16 protein-coding genes, 1 tRNA gene and 1 pseudogene are annotated in these 20134 nt (G+C 56.3%); 12 read left to right on the forward strand and 6 right to left on the reverse strand.

Going from position 1 to position 20134, the window contains the following annotated elements; genetic code table 11:
• Window positions 1–41: 41 nt before the first annotated feature.
• The 11 genes and pseudogenes from EDC27_RS07545 (at window position 42) to EDC27_RS07595 (ending at window position 12739) form a co-directional block, all read left to right on the forward strand.
• Window positions 42–944, forward strand: coding sequence for an NADH-ubiquinone oxidoreductase-F iron-sulfur binding region domain-containing protein (locus tag EDC27_RS07545; protein ID WP_123289992.1), 903 nt, complete (start codon window positions 42–44; stop codon window positions 942–944).
• Between the two features lie 35 nt (window positions 945–979).
• Window positions 980–3295, forward strand: a complete 2316-nt coding sequence (locus EDC27_RS07550) for a molybdopterin-dependent oxidoreductase (protein ID WP_170161679.1) — start codon at window positions 980–982, stop codon at window positions 3293–3295.
• 277 nt (window positions 3296–3572) lie between these two features.
• Window positions 3573–4610 (forward strand): annotated as a pseudogene (locus EDC27_RS17145) (IS481 family transposase).
• Between the two features lie 39 nt (window positions 4611–4649).
• Window positions 4650–5786 (forward strand): DNA-processing protein DprA, encoded by a 1137-nt coding sequence (gene dprA, locus EDC27_RS07560; RefSeq protein ID WP_211334815.1) that lies wholly within the window; start codon window positions 4650–4652, stop codon window positions 5784–5786.
• Between the two features lie 67 nt (window positions 5787–5853).
• Entirely contained in the window at window positions 5854–8193 is a 2340-nt protein-coding gene (gene topA, locus EDC27_RS07565; protein ID WP_123289995.1) for a type I DNA topoisomerase, read from the forward strand.
• 20 nt (window positions 8194–8213) lie between these two features.
• Window positions 8214–9005, forward strand: coding sequence for a prepilin peptidase (locus EDC27_RS07570; RefSeq protein WP_123289996.1), 792 nt, complete (start codon window positions 8214–8216; stop codon window positions 9003–9005).
• A 108-nt stretch (window positions 9006–9113) separates the two neighbouring features.
• The gene (locus EDC27_RS07575; protein ID WP_123289997.1) at window positions 9114–9881 is read left to right on the forward strand and encodes an RsmE family RNA methyltransferase; all 768 of its coding nucleotides are present in this window, start codon (window positions 9114–9116) and stop codon (window positions 9879–9881) included.
• Window positions 9882–9910: 29 nt separating this feature from the next.
• Window positions 9911–10939, forward strand: coding sequence for a hypothetical protein (locus EDC27_RS07580; RefSeq protein WP_123289998.1), 1029 nt, complete (start codon window positions 9911–9913; stop codon window positions 10937–10939).
• 48 nt (window positions 10940–10987) lie between these two features.
• A tRNA-Phe gene (locus EDC27_RS07585) sits at window positions 10988–11063 on the forward strand.
• Window positions 11064–11150: 87 nt separating this feature from the next.
• Window positions 11151–11765 (forward strand): hypothetical protein, encoded by a 615-nt coding sequence (locus EDC27_RS07590; protein WP_123289999.1) that lies wholly within the window; start codon window positions 11151–11153, stop codon window positions 11763–11765.
• Window positions 11766–11791: 26 nt separating this feature from the next.
• On the forward strand, window positions 11792–12739 hold the full coding sequence (locus EDC27_RS07595; protein ID WP_123290000.1) for an iron transporter: 948 nt from the start codon (window positions 11792–11794) through the stop codon (window positions 12737–12739).
• Here EDC27_RS07595 and EDC27_RS07600 read toward each other — a convergent pair.
• Window positions 12691–13638, reverse strand: a complete 948-nt coding sequence (locus tag EDC27_RS07600; protein ID WP_123290001.1) for a D-alanine--D-alanine ligase family protein — start codon at window positions 13636–13638, stop codon at window positions 12691–12693. The two genes, EDC27_RS07595 and EDC27_RS07600, sit on opposite strands and share 49 nt — an antisense overlap.
• A gap of 22 nt (window positions 13639–13660) precedes the next feature.
• Window positions 13661–14233 carry an HD domain-containing protein gene (locus EDC27_RS07605; RefSeq protein WP_148045708.1) on the reverse strand — a complete coding sequence of 191 codons (573 nt, stop codon included), beginning with the start codon at window positions 14231–14233 and terminating at the stop codon, window positions 13661–13663.
• Between the two features lie 558 nt (window positions 14234–14791).
• On the opposite strand from EDC27_RS07605, the gene dnaA reads away from it, so the two are divergent.
• Window positions 14792–16159: a chromosomal replication initiator protein DnaA gene (dnaA, locus tag EDC27_RS07610; RefSeq protein ID WP_123290003.1), complete on the forward strand. Its 1368-nt coding sequence runs from the start codon at window positions 14792–14794 to the stop codon at window positions 16157–16159.
• A gap of 221 nt (window positions 16160–16380) precedes the next feature.
• Here dnaA and EDC27_RS07615 read toward each other — a convergent pair whose 3' ends face one another.
• The 4 genes from EDC27_RS07615 to EDC27_RS07630 form a co-directional block, all read right to left on the reverse strand.
• Complete coding sequence (locus EDC27_RS07615; RefSeq protein WP_170161681.1) at window positions 16381–17010, reverse strand: ABC-type transport auxiliary lipoprotein family protein; 630 nt, start codon at window positions 17008–17010, stop codon at window positions 16381–16383.
• Window positions 17007–18008 carry an MlaD family protein gene (locus tag EDC27_RS07620; RefSeq protein ID WP_170161682.1) on the reverse strand — a complete coding sequence of 334 codons (1002 nt, stop codon included), beginning with the start codon at window positions 18006–18008 and terminating at the stop codon, window positions 17007–17009. The genes EDC27_RS07615 and EDC27_RS07620 overlap by 4 nt, the downstream gene beginning before the upstream one ends.
• Window positions 18009–18019: 11 nt before the next feature.
• Complete coding sequence (locus EDC27_RS07625) at window positions 18020–18820, reverse strand: ABC transporter ATP-binding protein (protein WP_123290142.1); 801 nt, start codon at window positions 18818–18820, stop codon at window positions 18020–18022.
• 161 nt (window positions 18821–18981) lie between these two features.
• Window positions 18982–20112, reverse strand: a complete 1131-nt coding sequence (locus EDC27_RS07630; RefSeq protein WP_170161683.1) for an ABC transporter permease — start codon at window positions 20110–20112, stop codon at window positions 18982–18984.
• Window positions 20113–20134 lie beyond the last annotated feature (22 nt).

A 20134-nucleotide genomic window follows, 5' to 3' on the forward strand; every position in this document is an offset into this window, starting at 1 on the left:
CACAGCGCCGCTGCCTTCTGAAACGGAACAAGGATAGAACAATGCTGGAACGGTTAAGAGATCTCAAGCAGGATATTCGGGAAAAGGTTCGGGTCAGTGTTCGTGCGGCGGTGGAGATGGTGACGCCAGCGCCAAAGCAACTGGACCGCGGACCGCTTTCGAGTGGGCGGGCCTTTTGTGATCCCGCGTCCAAGAAGGCGTGCGTGACCGTGTGCACTCCGCGAGGGGACTGTTCGTGCGATGCTGCTGCCTTGAGGGAATCTCTGGAAAAGGCTTTGCAGGAACACGGGCTGGAAATCAAGGTCGGAGAGGCCAAGACGGGGTGTTCGGGCACATGCAGCCAGGGACCTTTTCTTGGATTTCCTCAGAAAGGGTTTTTCTATCTGGGTGTGCCTCCGCAGGCGGCCGCAGAAGTTGTCCGTGAGACCCTGGTCAAGGGACGCCTTCTTTTTCCCTACCTTTCCATCAATCCGGACCGTTCCTATCGCCCCGATATCCTGTACGATCGCTTCAGCGGGCTTTTGGCCGCCATCGACGAAAGCGTGTGCATGGTAGAGGTGGCCAAGTACTTTCTGGATTTTGAAGAAGGCCTCTCCTGTGGCAAATGTGTTCCCTGCCGCTTGGGCATTAGAAGGATGGCAGAGAGCCTTGAGCGCATTGTGGGCGGGCGGGCAACCATGGACGATCTGGAGCAGCTTGGCATTCTGTGCGAGACCATGATCTATGCTCCGTTCTGTCAATTCGCCATGGCGAGCACCAAACCGGTGCTGAGCGCGATCACGTATTTTAAGGAGGAGTTTCTGGAGCACATTGAAAAGAAGGAATGCCGCGCCGGAGTCTGTCAAGCTCTGGTGGAATTTCAGAGGAAAAAGGCATTTCGCGAGCGCATGGTGGCAAAGAAAAAAAAGCCAAGTGAGGCGGCTTTGCAAGGCGCGGATCCGTGAAACGAAAGGAAAGCACCGGAAGAGGGATGGGACATATGGCAACGATCACGTTGAAGATCAATGGCCAGGAAGTGCAGGTGGAAGAGGGCGCGACCATACTCGATGCGGCAAAGAAGGCCGGAGTGTACATACCCACGTTGTGCTACCACCCTTATCTGCCTCTGGAAGAAGCCTGCCGTATATGTGTCGTGGAGGATGTGCGTCGAGGGTGGTCGACGCTTGTTGCCGCCTGTGTCTTTCCGGCCCGCCAGGGTATGGTCATTGAAACCGATTCGGAAAAGGTTCAGGAATCGCGAAAGACCATTTTAGAACTCCTGCTGTCGGATCATCCCAATGCCTGTATGACTTGCCAAGCCACAGGGGACTGCGAGCTTCAGGAGTTGGCTTATCGGCATCGCGTCAAACCTGACGCTTATCCTGGAGAGCGGCACAAACATCCCGTGGATTCGGATCCCAATCCCTACCTGCACATCGACATGAACAAGTGCGTGCTGTGTCGCCGATGCATTCGCGCCTGTCACGACGTGCAAGGAGCCGACATTTGGACCAAGGTGGGGCGCGGCTTTGAACAGCGCATCTCCACAGCCTTTGAACTACCCTTGCAGGATGCCGGCTGTGAATTCTGCGGCCATTGTGCGGACTTTTGTCCCGTGGATGCCATCGGATTTCGGTCGGGCCGTTATGAAGTGCGCGCATGGGAGTTGCACAAAGGCGCGACCATCTGTCTGCAATGCCCCATGGGATGCGGGGCCATCTATGATACGCACAAAGGCAAAGTTGTGACGGTCCACGGGGACTTTGAATCTCCGGCCAACACAGGGGCCCTGTGTAAGATAGGGCGTTTCAACTACAACTTCGTCAACACACCCAATCGGCTTCGGCACGCACTCGTGCGCGAATCTTCAGGCGAACACGCCCCGGCGTCCACCGAGGCGGCTTTAGATCTGGCGGCGACCAAGCTGGCCGAAATTGTTGAAAAGCATGGAGGCTCGGCTGTCGGGATTGTGGCTGGCGGCATGCTCACCAACGAAGAATATTACTTGCTGCAGAAGTTGGCCCGTGGTGCCTTGCGCTCCAACAATGTGGACAACGTGGGCGGGCCGTGGCAGCTGCCACTCTATGAAGGGCTGAGCAGTGCTCTGGGCTTGGGCGGCATGACCAATCCTCTGGACGACATCGCATTGGCCAAAAGCTTGCTCGTTCTAGGATCCAACACGTTGGAAAAGCATGCCATCGCAGCCTTGCGCGCTCGCAAGGCGGTGCGGGAAGGCGCCGTGATGATTGTGGCGCATCCGGATCGTGTGGGGTTGACGAAAAATGCGGAGCGCCATCTGGCCATTCGGTCCGGATCGGAATCCAGTCTTCTGTGCGGTTTTCTTAAAGTCATCGTAACGGAAAAGCTTTACGATGACGCCTTTGTGGAAAAATACACGCAGGAATTTGACAAACTGGAACGCAGTTTGGAAAAGATCAGCTTGCAGGACGTGGCGGAACGCACGGGCCTTTCCCAACAAGAAATTCAAGAAGCCGCTCGACTCTATGCCTCGCAAAGGCCGGCTTTTTTGATCTACGGGGCGGATATGGCTCAGGAACCCGCCAGTGAAACCCTGTACCGCATGGGAGCGGCGTTGCAGATGCTTTTGGGATCCGTGGGCGTGTCGGGAGGCGGCTTTGCGGCCATGGGCGTGACCGGAAACGGCCAAGGAGCCGCGGACTTTGGCGCATGGCCCAAGTATTTGCCGGGATATCGCAGTGTGGCGCAGGCGGCGGCGCGAAAGACGGTAAGCAATCTGTGGGGCGTGGATGTTCCGGCCGACGCCGGCCTGAGCTGGCCGAAAATGTTTGAAGCGGTGGAAAAGGGGGATCTCAAGGCCCTGTATGTGGTCGGTGTGGATCCCTTTGAATTGGGCTTGCCGGAACGTGCAGTGGAAAGCGCTTTGGCCAAGTTATCCCTCCTTATCGTCCAGGATTGTGTCAAAACGCGAGCGGTGGATTACGCCCACGTGGTGCTGCCCGGAGCTCCCTTCATGGAAAAGGAAGGGACAGCCGTCAATTGCGAGCGGCGTGTCCAAAAGCTCATGCCTGTCATGGCCCCTCCAGGTGAAGCCAAGCCGGACTTTGATCTCATTCAAGAACTGCTTCGCCGATTGAATGCCAATCTGGCGCCGGCCGACCGAGCCCAGGCCTTTGATGAAGCGGTGCAACTGATCAAGGACATGAATGCCCTGCGATATGCGGATCTGGGTAAGAAAGGCCCATGTTGGCCTGTTCAAGAAGACGGGTCCGGCACGGACCGGCTACCGCTCCCGGAAGACAAGCCGACCTTGAAGTTTTTCGCCGCTCGGCTATAAGACCCACATGACCTTTCGGCCCCGACGAGCCCTCGGGGCCGAAAGCCATCCTGCAAAGCTGAAAAAATCCCCGCTCCCCAAAGCGCTTCGCCGTGGCTCTTAGCAGTGCATTTGACGAGCGGTCTGTTTAGGGCTGGTTAAGAAAGTTGGTGGAATCTTTCGGGCCGGACTTTAGACTTCGGGTCGAGCCTGAAGAGTTGTCGGGTCCCGTGTTATATCTGTTTCGTGCCTGCGAGGCGCTGACCGTCCCGGTTTCAAACGCAACATGGACGGCAACGTGCTTGTAGGTATACACAAAAGAGCTGGAACCACCTCGGGCATCCGCAAGGAGATGCAGGAGTCCCCCTATCAGAGTGGGTTTTTACCAGCCAGTACGGGATCACCAGAGCCACCGTGCGTCGATGGAAACACCGCGACAGTTGTGAAAACCGCCCCACGATGCCCACGACTTTACATGCCACGATGTCGGCCATCCAAGAACGTGTTGTGGTGGAGTTGCGAACCACTCTGTTGCTGCCACTTGATGACCTCCTGGCCGCTACCCGTGGAAACATCTGCCTAAAGGTCTCGCGTTCCGGACTCCATCGCGGCCTTCGCCGACACGGGGCGACTAACCTCTACGAGCTCGCCCTGCAGGAACAAGGTGCTGAAAGGGCCGTTATCAAATCGTTCAAATATACGAGCTGGGCTAAGTCCATGTCGACGTTAAGTATTTGCCGCACATGCCCGATGAAGCCGCCCACAAATTCGTCTTCGTCACCATGGAACGAGCCACCCTTTGGGATTTTTTGAAATCAGGGCCGACAAATCCGCCGCCTCGGCCAGTTCCTTCCTCAAAAACCTCGTGAAAAAAGCGCCTTTCAAGATGGCTAACGGGCTCACGGATAACGGCAAAGAGTTCACCAACCGCTTCTGCGCCACCGGCTCACGCAGGCCCACGGGCAATTATCTTTTGGACCACGTTTGTGCCCAAGACAACATCCAATACCGCCTCATGAAACCGAACCACCCTGAAACTAGCGGAATGGTCGAACGATTCTACGGCCGAATCAAAGAGGTATTGTCGCAAACCTGGTTCCATACGGCAGCTCAACCAAAAGAAGCTTTGACTCACTACGGCGGGCTTTCTCATCACCACATCCCTCAGAAAATATCGGCCTCATAACCCCGATTCAGGCACTGAAAAAAATGGCAACAAAAAAGACTAGATCTTTTTGTGAAATCGGTTCATGACTTTACGGCATCTGACACCGTCGAAGTCCCAAGGGGTTCTCGAGAAGGATCATGGTTTGACAAAAAAGACGGCGTGCACTAAGGAGCAATCCTCAAGAAGATTTTTGAGGGTCACCCTACCGTGCGAGCCGAGTTGGACAAGAATACGCGAGCGTGGCTTTCGCTCAAGCTCACCCCGGAATTGGGCAACACTTCCATCTTGAGGCTTTTGGAGCGTTTTGGGTCTGCCGAGGCGGCTTGGGCGGCGCGAGCCACGGCGGATCTGGATTCCGTTTCCGGGCTGCGAAGGGAAGCGAAGGCGGCTCTGCGAGCTGGCCGCACGATTCGCCCCGTGGAAAAGGAATGGCGTGCCCTGCGAGATCGCGGCTGGGGACTCATCTGCCTAGGGGATTCGGATTACCCACAAAACCTGAAAAACATTCCCGACCCTCCCGCAGTTCTTTACGCCACGAGCGCTCCGGAACCTCGAGACCTTGTGGCCATTGCCGTTGTGGGATCCCGGTCTGCTTCACCCATGGGACTTGTCTTTACGGAGAGGCTTTGTGCCGATCTGGGACGGCGGGGTGTCACGGTGGTGAGCGGCTTGGCTTTGGGAATCGACAGTGCCGCGCATCGTGGGGCCATCAAAGGAGGAGGGCGCACTCTAGCGGTTCTGGGCTGCGGATTGGATGTGCTGTACCCTCGCCCCAACGCCGACCTTCGAGCCGATGTGATGGTTCACGGTGCGCTACTAACGGAATTTCCGTTGGGTACACCGCCCTTGGCCGGGCATTTTCCTCAAAGGAACCGCATTCTCAGCGGTCTGGCCCTAGGGGTCGTGGTGGTGGAGGCCACGGCAAAAAGCGGCTCGCTTATCACAGCGCGATGTGCGTTGGAGCAGGGCCGTGAGGTTTTTGCCGTCCCGGGCATGGCGCGGAATATGAGAAGCCTGGGACCTCATCTTTTGCTTCGCCAGGGTGCCACCCTGGTGGAAACGGCCGACGACATTCTGGAACAGATCCAACCCATGATTCGTCCCATGGCACGGCCCATCCAGGCCCAAGCCGTCGCGCCCAAATCAACGCCCTCGAATTTGTCCGGTGCCGAAGTGGCTCTTTTGAAATGTCTCGGCGATGAACCCGTCCATGTGGACCGACTGTGCCGTGAGAGCGGCTTGAATGCCTCCGTGGTCACGGCAACCTTGCTCTCTCTGGAACTCAAAGGGCTTGTGCGCCAGATGCCAGGTAAGTATTTTATGCGGCTTTCTGAAAACACCTGACAAATTCTCTTCAGCACTTCATCGGAAATGCCGAATGGAGAAATGATCGAGAATCAATGGGGGAAGCATGGCGCCATCGCTTTTGATCGTGGAAAGTCCCACGAAAGCCAAGACACTGAACCGGTACCTGGGAAAGGATTTCATCGTGAAGGCCTCCGTGGGCCACGTCAAGGACTTGCCCAAAACCAAGCTGGGCATCGACGTGGAAAACCAATTCAAGCCCGAGTATCAGGTCCTGCGCGCCAAGAAAAAGGTGCTTAAGGAACTGAACGAAGCGGCCGCCAAGGCCCAAGCCGTCTATCTCGGGCCCGACCCGGATCGGGAGGGGGAGGCCATTGCATGGCATATCGCCGAAGAATTGAAAATCAACGGAAAGCCCCTTTACCGGGTGCTCTTTTACGAACTGACACCCAAGGCAATTCGAGAGGCTTTGCAAAATCCGGGGCGACTCAATCAAAACCTCTATGATGCGCAACAAGCCCGGCGCATTCTGGATCGGCTTGTGGGCTATCTCATCTCTCCCATTCTTTGGGAAAAAGTCAAACGGGGGCTCAGTGCAGGAAGAGTTCAGTCCGTGGCCCTGAGACTCATTTGCGAACGTGAGCGAGAAATTCAGCAGTTCGTTCCGGAAGAATATTGGAGCATCACGGCCGAGCTATCCCCTAAGCGGGATGAGGGTGTCACGGACACGGCGGAGCTCTTTGAAGCCAAGCTGTGGCGCATCGGGGCCAAGAAATGCGAACTGCGCTCCAAAGAGCAGACGGAGGCGGTGCTCAAGGCCCTGGAAGGGAATACCTTTCACGTGCTCAAGGTGGAAAAAAAGCAGCGCCGCAAGAACGCTCCCCCACCCTTCATCACCAGCACGCTGCAACAGGAAGCGGCGCGAAAATTGCGCTTTCCGGCAAAAAAAACCATGCGCGTGGCCCAAAGACTCTACGAAGGCGTCGACATCGGCCATGAAGGCGCTGTGGGATTGATCACCTACATGCGCACGGACTCCACACGCCTTTCAGACGAGGCGCTCAAAGCCGCTCGAGCCTACATCGGCGAGCGCTACGGTGCTCCGTATCTGCCTTCCAAGCCCAATGTGTACAAGACAAAGGCCGGAGCGCAGGACGCTCACGAGGCCATTCGGCCCACCGATGTGGCGCGAACCCCGGAATCCTTGGAAAAGTTCCTGTCCCGAGACGAACTGGCTCTTTATAGCCTGATCTGGAAGCGGTTCGTGGCCTGTCAAATGAGCCCTGCACAGATTGCTCAAACCACCGTAACCATTGAAGCCCGAGCCAAGGGACAGGACAAAGGGGATGGAATATCGTGCGAAGGAGCGAGAAAAAGAGGCGGCCGTGTCCACTGGTTTCGTGCCACGGGATCCGTTGTGGATTTTCCAGGCTTCATGGTCCTTTATACGGAAAGTGACGACGATGAGGCCGAAGGAAAGAACGGAACGGCTCAAGGACGCCTTCCGGCGCTTGTGGAAGGACAACTTTTGAATCTTCACAAACTCGTTCCCAAACAACACTTCACGCAGCCCCCTCCTCGATATTCGGAGGCGAGTTTGATCAAGGAACTGGAGGAACGAGGTATTGGCCGTCCCAGCACCTACGCGACCATTGTCACCACCATTGTGGACCGCGAGTACGTGCAGGAAAACCGCAGACACCTGGCGCCCACCGAACTGGGCCTGCTGATCAACGATCTCCTGACGGCCCATTTTCCCGAGATCGTCGATGTGGAATTTACGGCCAAAATGGAGCACAGTCTGGACGAGGTGGAAAACGGCACACGCCCGTATCTCAAAGTCCTGGAGGAATTCTACGAACGCTTTCGCACCACACTGAGCGAAGCCCAAAAGAACATGCTAAACCTCAAGGTGGCCGGCCTGCCCACGGGGGTCAACTGTCCGGAGTGTGATGGGCCTTTGCACATACGGTTCGGCCGCAACGGGCCCTTTCTCTCCTGCGCCAATTACCCACAGTGCCGATTCACGTCCAACTATCGCCGGGACGAAAAAGGCCAAATCCAATTGGAGGAGCGGGAATTCTCGGGCCAAATGTGTGACAAATGTGGCAGTCCCATGGTGTTGAAAAAAGGCCGGTTCGGTGAATTCCTTGCCTGCAGCGCGTACCCTCAGTGCAAGCACACGCGGCCTGTAAGTCTGGGGGTGGCGTGCCCTCGAGAAGGCTGCGATGGGGAGATTGTGGAGCGCTACAGCAAGAAGGGGAAGAAATTTTACGGATGCACGCGCTATCCGGAATGCCATGTGGTATTGTGGGATCGACCCATTGCCGGCACCTGCCCTCACTGCGGTTCTCCGGCATTGCTGGAAAAGGCAGGTAAGAAAGGCGATAAATACATCACCTGCGCCCGTGCAGGTTGTCGTTACAAAGCCCCTGTGGAATCCTAGGAAGTGGAAGGAACCGGTGTATGGACTATGAACCATTGCCCTCCTGGCTCGGATCTGCCGCCACGTTCCTGGTAGGGTGTTGCCTAGGAAGCTTTTACAATGTGGTCATTCACCGGTGGCCCAAAGGCGAATCCATTGTGTCCCCGCCATCGCGTTGTCCTGCCTGCGGCGCCTTCATTCGCTGGTACGACAATCTCCCGATCATCAGTTTTGTGATGCTTCGAGGCCGATGCCGTCAGTGCCGACAGGGCATCTCCTGGCGCTATCCCGCCGTGGAACTCTTGACGGGACTCATGACTGCGGGGCTGTGGCGGCTGTTTGGATGGAGCGCGTCCTTTTTCGTCTTTTTCACGTTTGGAAGTCTGCTATTGCTTATTACTTTCATCGACCTGGACACCTATCTCATCCCCGACGTGTTGTCTCTCGGCGGTCTCATACTGGGTCTAGGGGCATCCGCTGTGTTGCCTCACATGACGTGGGTCGAGTCCTTTGGAGGTGCGGTGCTGGGCGGCGGGCTGTTTTTTGCGGTGGCCTGGGGCTATCAGCGATGGCGCAAACAGGACGGGCTTGGCGGTGGAGATATCAAGCTGCTGGCCATGATCGGAGCTTTCATCGGGTGGAAGGGGGTGTTGTTCACCGTTTTCGTCTCCTCACTCGTAGGTGCTGCCGTGGGGCTTTTGGTCATGGCGCGATCCCGACAGGGGTTGGTGACGCGCATTCCCTATGGCCCGTTTCTCTCGCTGGGCGCTATCTGCTACGTGTTTTGGGGAGAACGCCTTTCGCAATGGTATTTTGAAAGTCTGGGCCTTTAAGAAGGGCAGGCCCATTGAGGCTTACGCTGCAAGGCCCTCGATCCACCCAGAAAGAACGGGCTCAAGCGCCGCTTTTGGGCATGGGGCTCTGTGATAAGCTGAAATGAGATGACGCGCCGTTGGTTTTTCTATGAATCCTTGGAAGCTCCGGGAGTGACGGTTTGCTTGAATCCCGAAGTGTCCCATCACGTCTGGCGAGTTCTTCGACATCGCCCCCATGACGCGGTGGAACTCTGCGACGGCCAGGGGAGAAAAGCTCGAGCCATCATTCGTGAGTATCGACAGGGGCGAGTTGTCTTGGAGATCATGCAGGTGTGGCAGGAGCCTCGGGAGGCCATCAACACGGTGCTGCTCATTCCATGGGCACGGTCGGACCGCATGGATCTTGTGGTGCGACAGGCCGTGGAACTGGGTGTCGGCGAACTGTGGTTCTTTGCGTCGGAACGCAGCCAATACAGCGTCCACGGGACTCAGAAAGAAAAAAGGTTGAAACGGTACCATAAAATCGCACTAGAGGCTCTGTGCCAATGTGGCGGCGCGTGGCTTCCCATCGTGTGCAGTGAAGATTCCTTAGAAGACGTGTGGGTTCGGTTGGAAGAAAGGCCGCCGAATGCGGTCAACGAAATCCGGCTTCTCGCCTGTGAAGCGGAACCTCGAGAAAACCTTCTAGCCCTTCATGATCGCTATCCGCTGGCTCACCGCATTGTGGCGGCGGTGGGGCCCGAAGGCGGGTGGACGGATGGTGAACGTCAAGCCTTTCAAGCGCGAGGTTTTATCCCAGTATCCTTAGGCAAGCATGTGTTGCGCTTTGAAACAGCCTGCACAGCGGTGTTGGCCGCCGTCGAGGTTCTCTGGAAACAGGCGTTTCACAAATAGGCCCAAAATGAAGCAAGGATGGAGACGCCATGAAATGTACAAAGTGTGGTTTTATCGGGTTTGATCACGTGCGGTCCTGCGCCAAGTGCGGAAAGGACTTGGAAGCAGTGCGCCACGATCTCAATCTGTTGGATTTTGCTCCGGCGGTGCCGTCCTTTCTCGTGGAGGCCATGCTCAGGAAGAGTCAAAAAAGCAAGGCTGCGGCGGCCGCCTTGGAAACGTCGTCCCCTGAGTCTGGGGAAGCCTTGGATCTATTGGCTGAAATTGACCTCAAGGTGGACCTGGACGAAAAGCCAGAGGAAATCACCCTGGAATTGCTAGATGAAGGCGAAGAGGTGCTGATTGCGCCACAGCCCTCCGAGGCGGCTTCAACGGAGCAGGGTTCGGGCGAAGAATCCATTTTGGAAGAACAGCTCCCAAGTTTTGAACAGGGGTTGCAGGACGTGGACTTGAAGATCGAGGGCGACGATGAAGGGCAAGAGAAGGCCGGAGTGTTTGACCTGGCCGATGTGGAAGATGCCCCCGAGTTCATGGAAACCTTAAACGAAGAAAGCCTGAGCGATGAGGCTCTGGAAAGACTTCGCCGCGAATTGGAGTCGGCCGACGGTCTTCTCAAAGACATGGAAAAAGAAGCCCCTGACGAGACCCCCTTGAAGCTTGAGCCGATGTCCCCATCCGAGGTGAAGGCGCCTGTGGAGGAAGTCTTGTCCATAGAGGGCCATGTTCTGGATGAGAAGGATCTGAAAACTGTTGATGAATCCGCCCAGGACGACAAGGATGAGGATGTGTTCATCCTCATGGAAGAGCGCGATGGCGGGCTGGCCGTGCAGGAATTCAGTTTGGAAGAAGGGGTGTCCAAGGAAGTGCCATCCGCACAAACTCCGGAGGATGGGGAATTCATCCTGGATCTGGACGCTTTGACGGAGGAACTCAAGCCTGAGGAAGGTCAGCAGAAGGCGGCCGCGGACGAAGATCTGGCGGTGGATGGTTTGGTCTTGGAACTGGAAGACGGCTTTTACATCGAGCCTGACGAAGACGAAGAAGAGGAGCCACGATAAAGTCCTTGACAAGGACAAGAGTGATCCTGTAAGTTCGCGCACGGTTTTGGCGAGGTAGCTCAGTCGGTAGAGCAGTGGACTGAAAATCCTCGTGTCCCCAGTTCGATTCTGGGCCTCGCCACCACAACCACCATTTATTCTGGGGTTACCACCCCACCCACAGAAAAGCCCGCCAACAGCGGGCTTTCCTCTTTTGAGCGAAGGCAGGCTTATGGAACCGCGCGTTGTGCAAGTGCAATATCGTGGTGAAGAGGAGTTGCTGGAGCGGTTGCGGCGGGTGACGCTGCTCAAAAGACCCGACGTTTATGTGTACCGCGATGCGGCCATCAGTTTGGAAGAAATTCCCGTGGAAGACCTGTATCCGGCCCAGCGTTACGTTCTGATTCAAGAGTTGCAAAAGGTGCGTCACCTCAAGTGGGAACTGGAGCGGTTTGGTTTCGATCTGTTTCATCTCAATGGTTATCTAAAGATTTGGCTGGAGGGAGAAGACGAAGCCATTGATCTGCTGCCTCCTGTAGTGGAAGAATCCGTGGAACGCAACGGCCGATTGGTGAACCTCATCAATGACGGCATGCACCGCCTCTATCTGGCCTATCTGGAATGGGTGGTACCTCAAGTGGTTTTGGTGCGAGGCGTTCCCGAGGACCTCCCTTACTACGCCTTTCCCATGCCGGAACAATGGAAAGGCGTGCAGATGGTCAAGGACCTTCCTCCCGGATACATTAAAAAGTGGCACCGCATTCGGGACCACCATTCCCTGTACCGCAATTTCAATTCCGCCTTTGACAACGTGGGGGCCCCTCGAGGCTACTTCACCCAAGCATAAAGGAAGGGGCACGGGAAGAGGCAAACATGGCAACCACGCGTGAAGTCTTCAAGCAGGGGGCTCTCAAGGGTCTGTCCGGATTTCTATGGATGGCCAAGATCGTCATTCCCGTCTCCTATGGCACCGCGCTGCTGGCATGGACCGGCGTGCTGGATGCCATCACGGTGCAGCTCAAACCCTTCATGCATCACTTGGGCCTTTCGGCCATCGGCGCCGTGCCTCTGATCGTGGGCGGCCTGACCAGTGTCTACGGTGGAATTGCCGCCATGTCGGTTTTGCCCCTCACCACGGGGGAGATGATCCTTCTGGCCAATTTTATTCTCATTTGTCACAACATGATTCAGGAAACCATCATTCAGTCCAAATCGGGCACTCGAGCCTGGAAGGCCGTGCTGGTGCGCGTGGGAGCGGCTGTGGCCACGGTTTATGTGTTGCAGTTTTTCGTCGGCACCACCCCTCATGACGTGGCAGCGGGAGAGGTGCCTCGAGCGGCGTCACAAGGGTTCATGGACATGACGCTGGCTTGGATTGTGGCCACAGCTCAACTGTGTCTTAAGATTTTCGTCATCATCATGGGCATCATGATCGTGCTGGAAGTGGCCAAGGCCCGCAATTGGATTCAATGGATCGTCAAGGCGCTTGGCCCCCTGTTGAGGGTCATGGGCCTATCCCATCGGGTGGGCGTTCTGTGGATGACCGCGGTGGTTTTCGGGTTGGCTTACGGCGGAGCGGTCATCGTGGAAGAAGCCAAGAATGCCGCCTTGACACGACGTGAACTGGAGGCGCTGCATCTGTCCATCGGGGTCAATCATTCCATGGTGGAAGATCCCATGTTGTTTCTGCCTCTGGGATTGCCGCCTTTCTGGCTGTGGGTGCCGCGCCTTGTCACGGCGATCTGTATCACCTGGTGCCTGTCCCTTGGCACTTACCTTCTGTCTTCCAGAGCCAGAGCGATGAGTCGGTCCAACAATTGAGAAAAGGAAAGCCCCGCGGCGGCCGCGGCCTGCGGAAAAAGGCTCGTTGGCGTCATGCCCGGAATGGTGTTGGTTTCCAAGACATATATTTCTTTCGCCTCAAGATCCACCATCATATCGGTTCGGCTGTAGCCTCGGCAGCACAGAGCGCGATGAGCCTTCAGCGCCAGTTCCTGCGCCCTTTGGGTCAGCGGCGAGGAGAGGCGCGCCGGGCAGATTTCTTTGGAGGCTCCCGGCGTGTACTTGGCTTCATAGTCAAAAAATTCATGACGGTCTCCTGGAACGATTTCCACCAGGGGCAGAGCCTGTAGATCGTCATTGCCCAAAACACTACCGGTGACTTCAATGCCGGCGATGTACTTTTCCACCAGACATCGCCGATCGTAACCCCATGCTTTCGCCAGGGCTTGAGGTAAGTCATCTTCGCAACGCACAATGCTCAACCCAATGCTGGATCCTTCATGTTCCGGCTTGACGACCACGGGCAGACCCAGCTCCTGAACAATGCGCTCAAAGGTCGGCGGTTTGGCCCGATCGACTACCACATACGGAGCCACAGGAATGCCGGCCTGCTGGTAAAGGCGCTTGCTGACGATCTTGTTCATGGCCACGGCGCTTCCCAGAACGCCGCTCCCTTGGTACGGAATCCCCAAAGAATCCAAAAAACCTTGAATGGTGCCGTCTTCTCCCATACGACCGTGAAGGATAATGAGGGCCACGTCGATGTGCGGCGCGTCCTGAACCAGGCGCGGAAGATCTTCCCGTGGGTCGTAGCGAACCACGTCGTACTTTTCCTTGTCCAAGGCGTGAAAGACCTGTTGGGCGCTCTTGAGCGACACTTCCCTTTCGGCGGATACCCCTCCGGCCAACAGCGCAACCCTCAGCCTGTTCCCGGCCATGTTCCCCTCCTCCATGCGGTTTTCACAAATCAAGATTTGACTCCACGCTCAAGTGAGCGGCTTCCTGCGCCAGCTGTTCCGGTTTGAGCGACGTATGGGCGAAAAGCGTGCGTTCCAGGGTCTTGTAGAGCTGCCAGCGGCGCTTGAGATGGGCCAGTTTTTCGGGTGTGGTGCCGTAGCGGGCCAGCAAGTCCTCAAACCTTTCGTCCAGCAGCACAATGGCTTCGTGCTTGACGCGCTTGTCGGCGTAGTTGACCACGATGGACTCGGAAAAAGGGGCCTTCAGCATGCTTTCATCCAAAAAAATGTGGTCGCGCACGATGGGGGCAACAAGGCTCAGGCCCATCTCTTCCAGCATGGAAGCGCCCAGATGAGCGTGGTTTTCTCCGGTCTTGAGCGAGATGTCCTTGGCGATGTCGTGAAGAAGCCCGCCGGCGCAGACCAAGTCCAGGTGAAGCCGATGGCTGTTGCCGTTGAGATGGCGGGCCAGAGTCACGGCGCATCGGGCCACCTGAAGGCTGTGGGCCACGATGTGAGCGGGCAGGTTCACCCTTTGCAAAATTTCCAAGCATTCAATCATGGTCGGGATTTTCAAGGTGCTTCCCCTTTTCCGTCTTCGCAGGTGGCTTCAGCCTAGCATAACCTTCAAAAGATTCAAGACGTGCAAGGGTTCACGGGAGTCGAAGATGAAAATCGACGAATTTCTATGAAAGAAAGAGATTGCACGAGGTTCCATGATCAAACGGGGTGACACACTCCCACGCGTCAAAGCCCAAAAGAACGATATCCCGAAGGAAAACCTTTCATGGGTAAATGCCTCTTGAATCCGTCAGTTGCATGAGATGCTCGCCTAACATCTGTGCATTCCGAAAGTTTTTCAAACCTCGCAGGCCCTCCTCGACGACGGCAGACGAAGGAAGACGGACTTTGACCGACCGCCAAAAAACCGCTAACTACGCACCCGAGGAGACGCAAGGCTCGCACTGGCAATTTGAGGTTTCTAAGATAATTCCGGTTGCATCCAGTCGTTAAGGCTCTTTCCCCGTCCCCCCTGATTGCGCGCAATCGCCTTAAGGTCCTGGGCCAGGCGGCGAGGTGTGGGCGTGGGGGGGGTGAAGGGCATGGGAGCAAGTTGTTTGGGGAGGCTGAGGTCATGGAGAATGAATGGAAAGCCGTCTGCGAAAAGCTTCGGCAGGGCCTATCCAATGGGCAATACGAATTTTATGTGGCCACCCTTTCATTCGTTCGCTTTGACGGACATTGCCTTACCTTGGGATGCCGGAGCAAATTCCATGCGGATTGGGTGCGTGCGCACTTGTCTGGCCGCATCCTGGAAGCGGCTCAGGAGCGCTTTCCTCAGCTGAAGGGATGCCGGTTTGAAATCCTTCCGCAGGTTTCGGAAGACGAGCCTCAGGAGAAGGAGGAAGAGGAGATTCGAGAGCGCCCATCCGGCCAGCTGACCTTTATGGACATCGGCCAACCCGTGCGCTCGGTATTTAATCCGCGATTTACCTTTGATCAGTTCGTCGTCGGCCAATCCAACCAATTCGCCTACGCCACGTGCAGGGCCATGACGGCCCAGCACGGTTTTCATCATCAGTCCGTCTATCTCATGGCCGACCCCGGCTTGGGCAAGAGTCATCTCACCCATGCCGTCGGTAATCTTCTGACCCGTCAAGCCCCTAACCTGCGCGTGCGCTATGTCACGGCGGAACAGTTCACCAACGAAATGGTGGCGGCTCTGCGGCGCGACCGCATCGAGGATTTCAAGAAAACCTACCGAGATGGGTGCGATATTCTCTTACTGGAAAAGGTGGAATTTTTCGCCGGTAAACGCAAGATTCAGGATGAGCTTATCTACACGCTGGATGAATTGTTGGATCGAGGCCGGCGCATCATCTGCACGGGAAAGACGTCACCCAAAGACATTCCCAAACTCAACCGAGAGCTGCGATCTCGTCTTGGGGGACTTTTGGTCGCGCCCATCGATCGGCCGGATTTTGAAATGCGCAAGGAAATCATTCGTCGTAAAGCGGCCTATGACAATGTGCATCTGCCCATGGAGGTGGTGGAGTTTCTCGCGGATCGCGTCACCACCGATGTGCGGCAATTGGAAAGCTGTCTTGTGGGTCTGATGGCCAAGAGCAGCATTTTGGGCATTCCCATCTCGGTGAGCTTGGCTCGGGAGGTGACACAGACCATCTTGGATTATCTGCCCACGTTGGACATTGCGCATGTGACCGGAGCGGTCTGCAAGAGCTTTGGCCTTCAGGAAGAGGACTTGCGGTCCAAGGCGCGCAGCCGACGCATTTCTGAAGCTCGCCAGCTGGCCATGTACCTGTGTCGCAAATACACCAAAGAGTCTCTGAACGTGATTGCCCAAGCCTTTAACCGAAGCCACAGCACGGTGATCTACGCGGTTAAAAAAGTGGATCACGAACTGAGTCGTAAAAACAGCACCATGAGAAAGTATCTGGAACATGTGTCTCGAAGAATAGAGACCCGGTGCCTGGACGAATAAGCTCGGAGTGAAGGGGGGCCTTGAAATCCGTTCCATAAGACGCGAATCTTGAACCTTTGGCCCCTCTCAAAGAACAAGCCCGCAAAAGGCTCTGAAAAGGATGTGTGTTCAAAAAAGGCGACGGTTTTCTGGAGCGTGAGCGTCTCCTCGGCCGGCCATGCGGCCAGAGGGCTGTGCGCTCAGTCAAGGCGCCTTCGAAGGACCCTGATAACAGCCTAGCCCTACGAGGCGGTGTCAAAGGAAGCCTGGCACAGATCGTTCATAAGTTCTTGCATCCATCGAGCCACCACTCGGTTCATGGCTCGGGTGAGTTCTTCCGGAGAGGTCTCCTGAACGACGGTTTCAGTGGCGCGATAGGTTTTTTGAAAGACCAGCTTTTTGGGGTTGGCTTCCCGCCAAACGATGATCCGCACGTCCAAGACGGCTTCTGCGCGCCCTGGGGAAAGCTGAAAATTGAATTCACGGATGCGACCTCCCAAGTGTAGTTCCGGAAGAAAACCCGGACTGCCCGGAACATTGACGACAGAAAAGGCCCGAACTTGGGATGCCGTTTCCACAATGGCCTGTCCGAGCATTTCTCCCGGCGTGCTGATCCAACGGTATCGCGATGAAAGCTGCAGCGCATGATCGCCTGTGACCAGCACCAGTTCGTTGCGGTCATAGGGCGCGGCGCCGTCCAATGCCCAGACCCGCAAGGGTTCGGGCTTTGAGCTGGCGCAGCCCCATGACGATGCGTCGGGCGCCTGGACCTGGTAATACACGGGAGGGGTTGCCGTAGGAAGGAGGGCACCGCATCCCGCAGCGGCGAAGGCCATCATCACAAGGAGGCCGAAAAAGAATTTCATTTTCATGGCTTTGGCTTCTCCAGAGGGTCTTGAAAGCGTCCGGGAAACAGAATTTTTTGCGGTTCTTCCCGCAAAGCGCGCACGGTGGCGGTGAGCTGGTCCAAAAGTTTTTTCAGAGCATAGAGGTCCTGGGTCAAAAGGATCAGCGTTTCCTGGGACTGGGCTTTCCATTGAGTCATGGCGGCATGGGTTTCTTGGGACAAAGCGGCTAGGGTCTGCGTGGCGTCCCTGGCAGAGGCCAAGCTGGCTATAAGGTTTTTGAGGCTTTCGTGAAGGTCCTTGGATTTGATGGCTTTTTCAAGATGGGCTGCCGTCCTGGACAAGTCTTTCATGCCGCGGCGCACATGTTTTGTGATGATTTCCAGCTCATTGCGATTCAGAGTGGCTTCCAGGATTTGCCCGAGGTGTGCCAGAGCTTCCGTGCCGTGGCGAAGGTTTTTCAGGGTTTCCGCAAGATCTTCTCCACCCACGACCTCGGCCACCAATGCGCCCACCTCTTTCCATTGTTCCGTGAGGCCTTCCAAATCCATGGCCAGAATTTTTCCATAAAGGCTTTCCAGGGCCATTTTCAGTTCCTGAATTTCCGAAGGGTAGGAACGAATCACGGGGTGCGGTGGTTGAAAATCCAGCTTGGGCGTGACCTCAGGGATGTTGGGAGGGGCCGTGTCGATTTCAAGAAAACGCAGACCCGTGATGCCTTGTTCTCGCAAGCGAATGGCCAAGCTATCATCAATGAGAAAGTCGGGTCGAAGATGCATGACCACTTCAATAAGGCGCCCATCGGGACCCAAGCCGATGGAAACGACTCGGCCGACGGCGACGCCCCGGTAATTGACAATGGCATCCTTTTGCAGCCCTTTGACCGACTCTGCGAAATAGGTCACGTAGGGTCGAGTCTCTTCAAAGAAATGAGAGGCTCCAAGCCATAGAACAGCGATGAGGCCCAAGAGCCCACAGGAGAGTACAAAGAGACCAATGCGGAAAGGGTTTAACGGACGACCCACAGAAATCCTCCTCAACTGGGCACGCTGCCCCCAAGCTCCGCCGCCCGCAGCATGGCCGGTTGGCGGTGAAAGAAAGCGCGCACCCGGGGGTCTGTGCTTTCGTTTTTCAGTTTCTCCGGCGTTCCGACGGCGATGACGCCTTGAGCGGATTTGTCCAGCATGATGCAGCGCGTGGCGATGGTTTCAATGCTGGCCAGCTCATGAGTGATGACCACCATGGTGATGCCCAGGGCGCGATTGCATTCCATGAGAAGTTCATCCAATTCGGCGGCAGTGATGGGGTCCAGACCTGCGGACGGCTCATCACAAAAAAGAATCTGTGGATCCAACGCCATGGCTCGAGCCAGGGCCGCCCGCTTACGCATGCCGCCGCTCAATTCGGACGGCATGAAGTGCGCGTAGTCAGCAAGACCCACTGTTTCCAATTTGAAATGCACGATGTCTTCAATCAATCGCCGGGGCAAGTCGGTAAATTCTTCAAGGGGCATGGCCACGTTGTCGGCGATGGAAAGGGATCCCAGCAGAGCGCCGTACTGAAACAGCACGCCGATGTGCCGGCGAACGGCTTCAAGGGCCATATCCCCTTGCGGGCCCGTGATGCACCGGCCGCCGATCCACACGGATCCGCGAAGAGGCGGAAGAAGCCCGATCAGGGCCTTGAGCAGGGTGCTCTTACCGCACCCGCTGCCGCCCAGTACGGCGACGATTTCCCCCGTGTAAACGGAAAATGTCACATCTCGGAGGATCAGGCGGTCCCCGTAGCCCAGGGTCAAATCGTCGGTGTGAATCATGACGTCGCCCGAAAAAGGCATGGTGGGTTCCATGGCACCCATCTCACGCCTCACATCCAGGGCAACGACGCTCTCTTTGCGCCTCCATTTCGTGAAAGTCCTTTCCTCATGGTCAGCAAACACCGCAGGCCTCGCCACGTGCTGTGGCAGCCCCTTTCACACCTTCCGTTCGCAGCCCCTTTTTATATGTCAAAAACATGATAGAGCACGGTAAAGGCTGCATCGGCCAAAATGATCATGAAAATAGATGTGACCACGGCCGATGTGGTCATGCGGCCCACACTGTCCGCCGATTTTTCCGTTTGAAGCCCTCGCAGACACCCCACTAAAGCCACCAACACCGCAAAGACGAAACTTTTGGCCAGACCCGAAAGCACATCGGTGACCGTAAGAATCTGCCCCACTTCCACAATAAAGCTGGCAGGGGTGAGGTCCAAGCCGAGCGTGCCCACCACCAGGCCGCCAAGGATTCCCGAGGTGTTGGCAAAGACGGTGAGTAAAGGACCCGAAATGGCTAAAGCGTTCACCTTGGGCATGATGAGATATTCGGTGACGTTGAACCCCATGACCGTCAGCGCATCCACTTCTTCGTTGACTTTCATGGTGCCAATTTCGGCGGCAAAGGCCGCGGCGGAGCGGCCTGCGAGAATGATGGCCGTCATGAGAGGGCCCAATTCTCGCGTGAGGGCCAGGCTCACCAGGTCCGCCACAAAGATGTTGGCACCAAATTGCCGAAGCTGCACCGCGGCTTGAAAGGCCATGATCAAGCCCATGAGAAAGCTCACGAGAAACACGATGGGCATGGCTTCCGATCCGGCCCGCTGCACATAATAGAGCACTTCCTTGATTCGAAACCGTTTGGGATGAAGACAGCAGGGGAAAAAGGCGACCGTGACGTTTCCGACAAAAAGGACCATGTCTCGCAGATCTTGCCAGGCCTCAAGAGATGCTTCACCAAGCCGCGTCACAAAGCCCCGAGCAGGCCTTGGTGCCGAAACCTTTGTGCCCTGCGTGCGCTGGAGACCCCCAAAGGTGAAAAAGGCTTGAAACCGCTCGGGAACCCCCTTCAGTTCAAAGGCGATGGCACGCTGAGCGCAACGGTCCCGCACGCTCTTTAACAGCACCAACCCGGCACTGTCCACGGCGTCCAGGCCGGACACATCCACCACCACATGCCGAAGGGATGGATGGATCCACAGGTTCTGAAGGGTTTTCCAATGGTCGGCGACGGTCTTGAGGGTCAGTGGACCCGTGGGAGCCCATGTGGCGTGCCCAGGTTCCCTGACGTCGATGGATGCATGCGGGACCTTCATGGAAGGACCAAGCGTTTCACGC

The sequence above is a fragment of the Desulfosoma caldarium genome, assembly GCF_003751385.1.
GTDB classification, from domain to species: Bacteria; Desulfobacterota; Syntrophobacteria; order Syntrophobacterales; family DSM-9756; genus Desulfosoma; species Desulfosoma caldarium.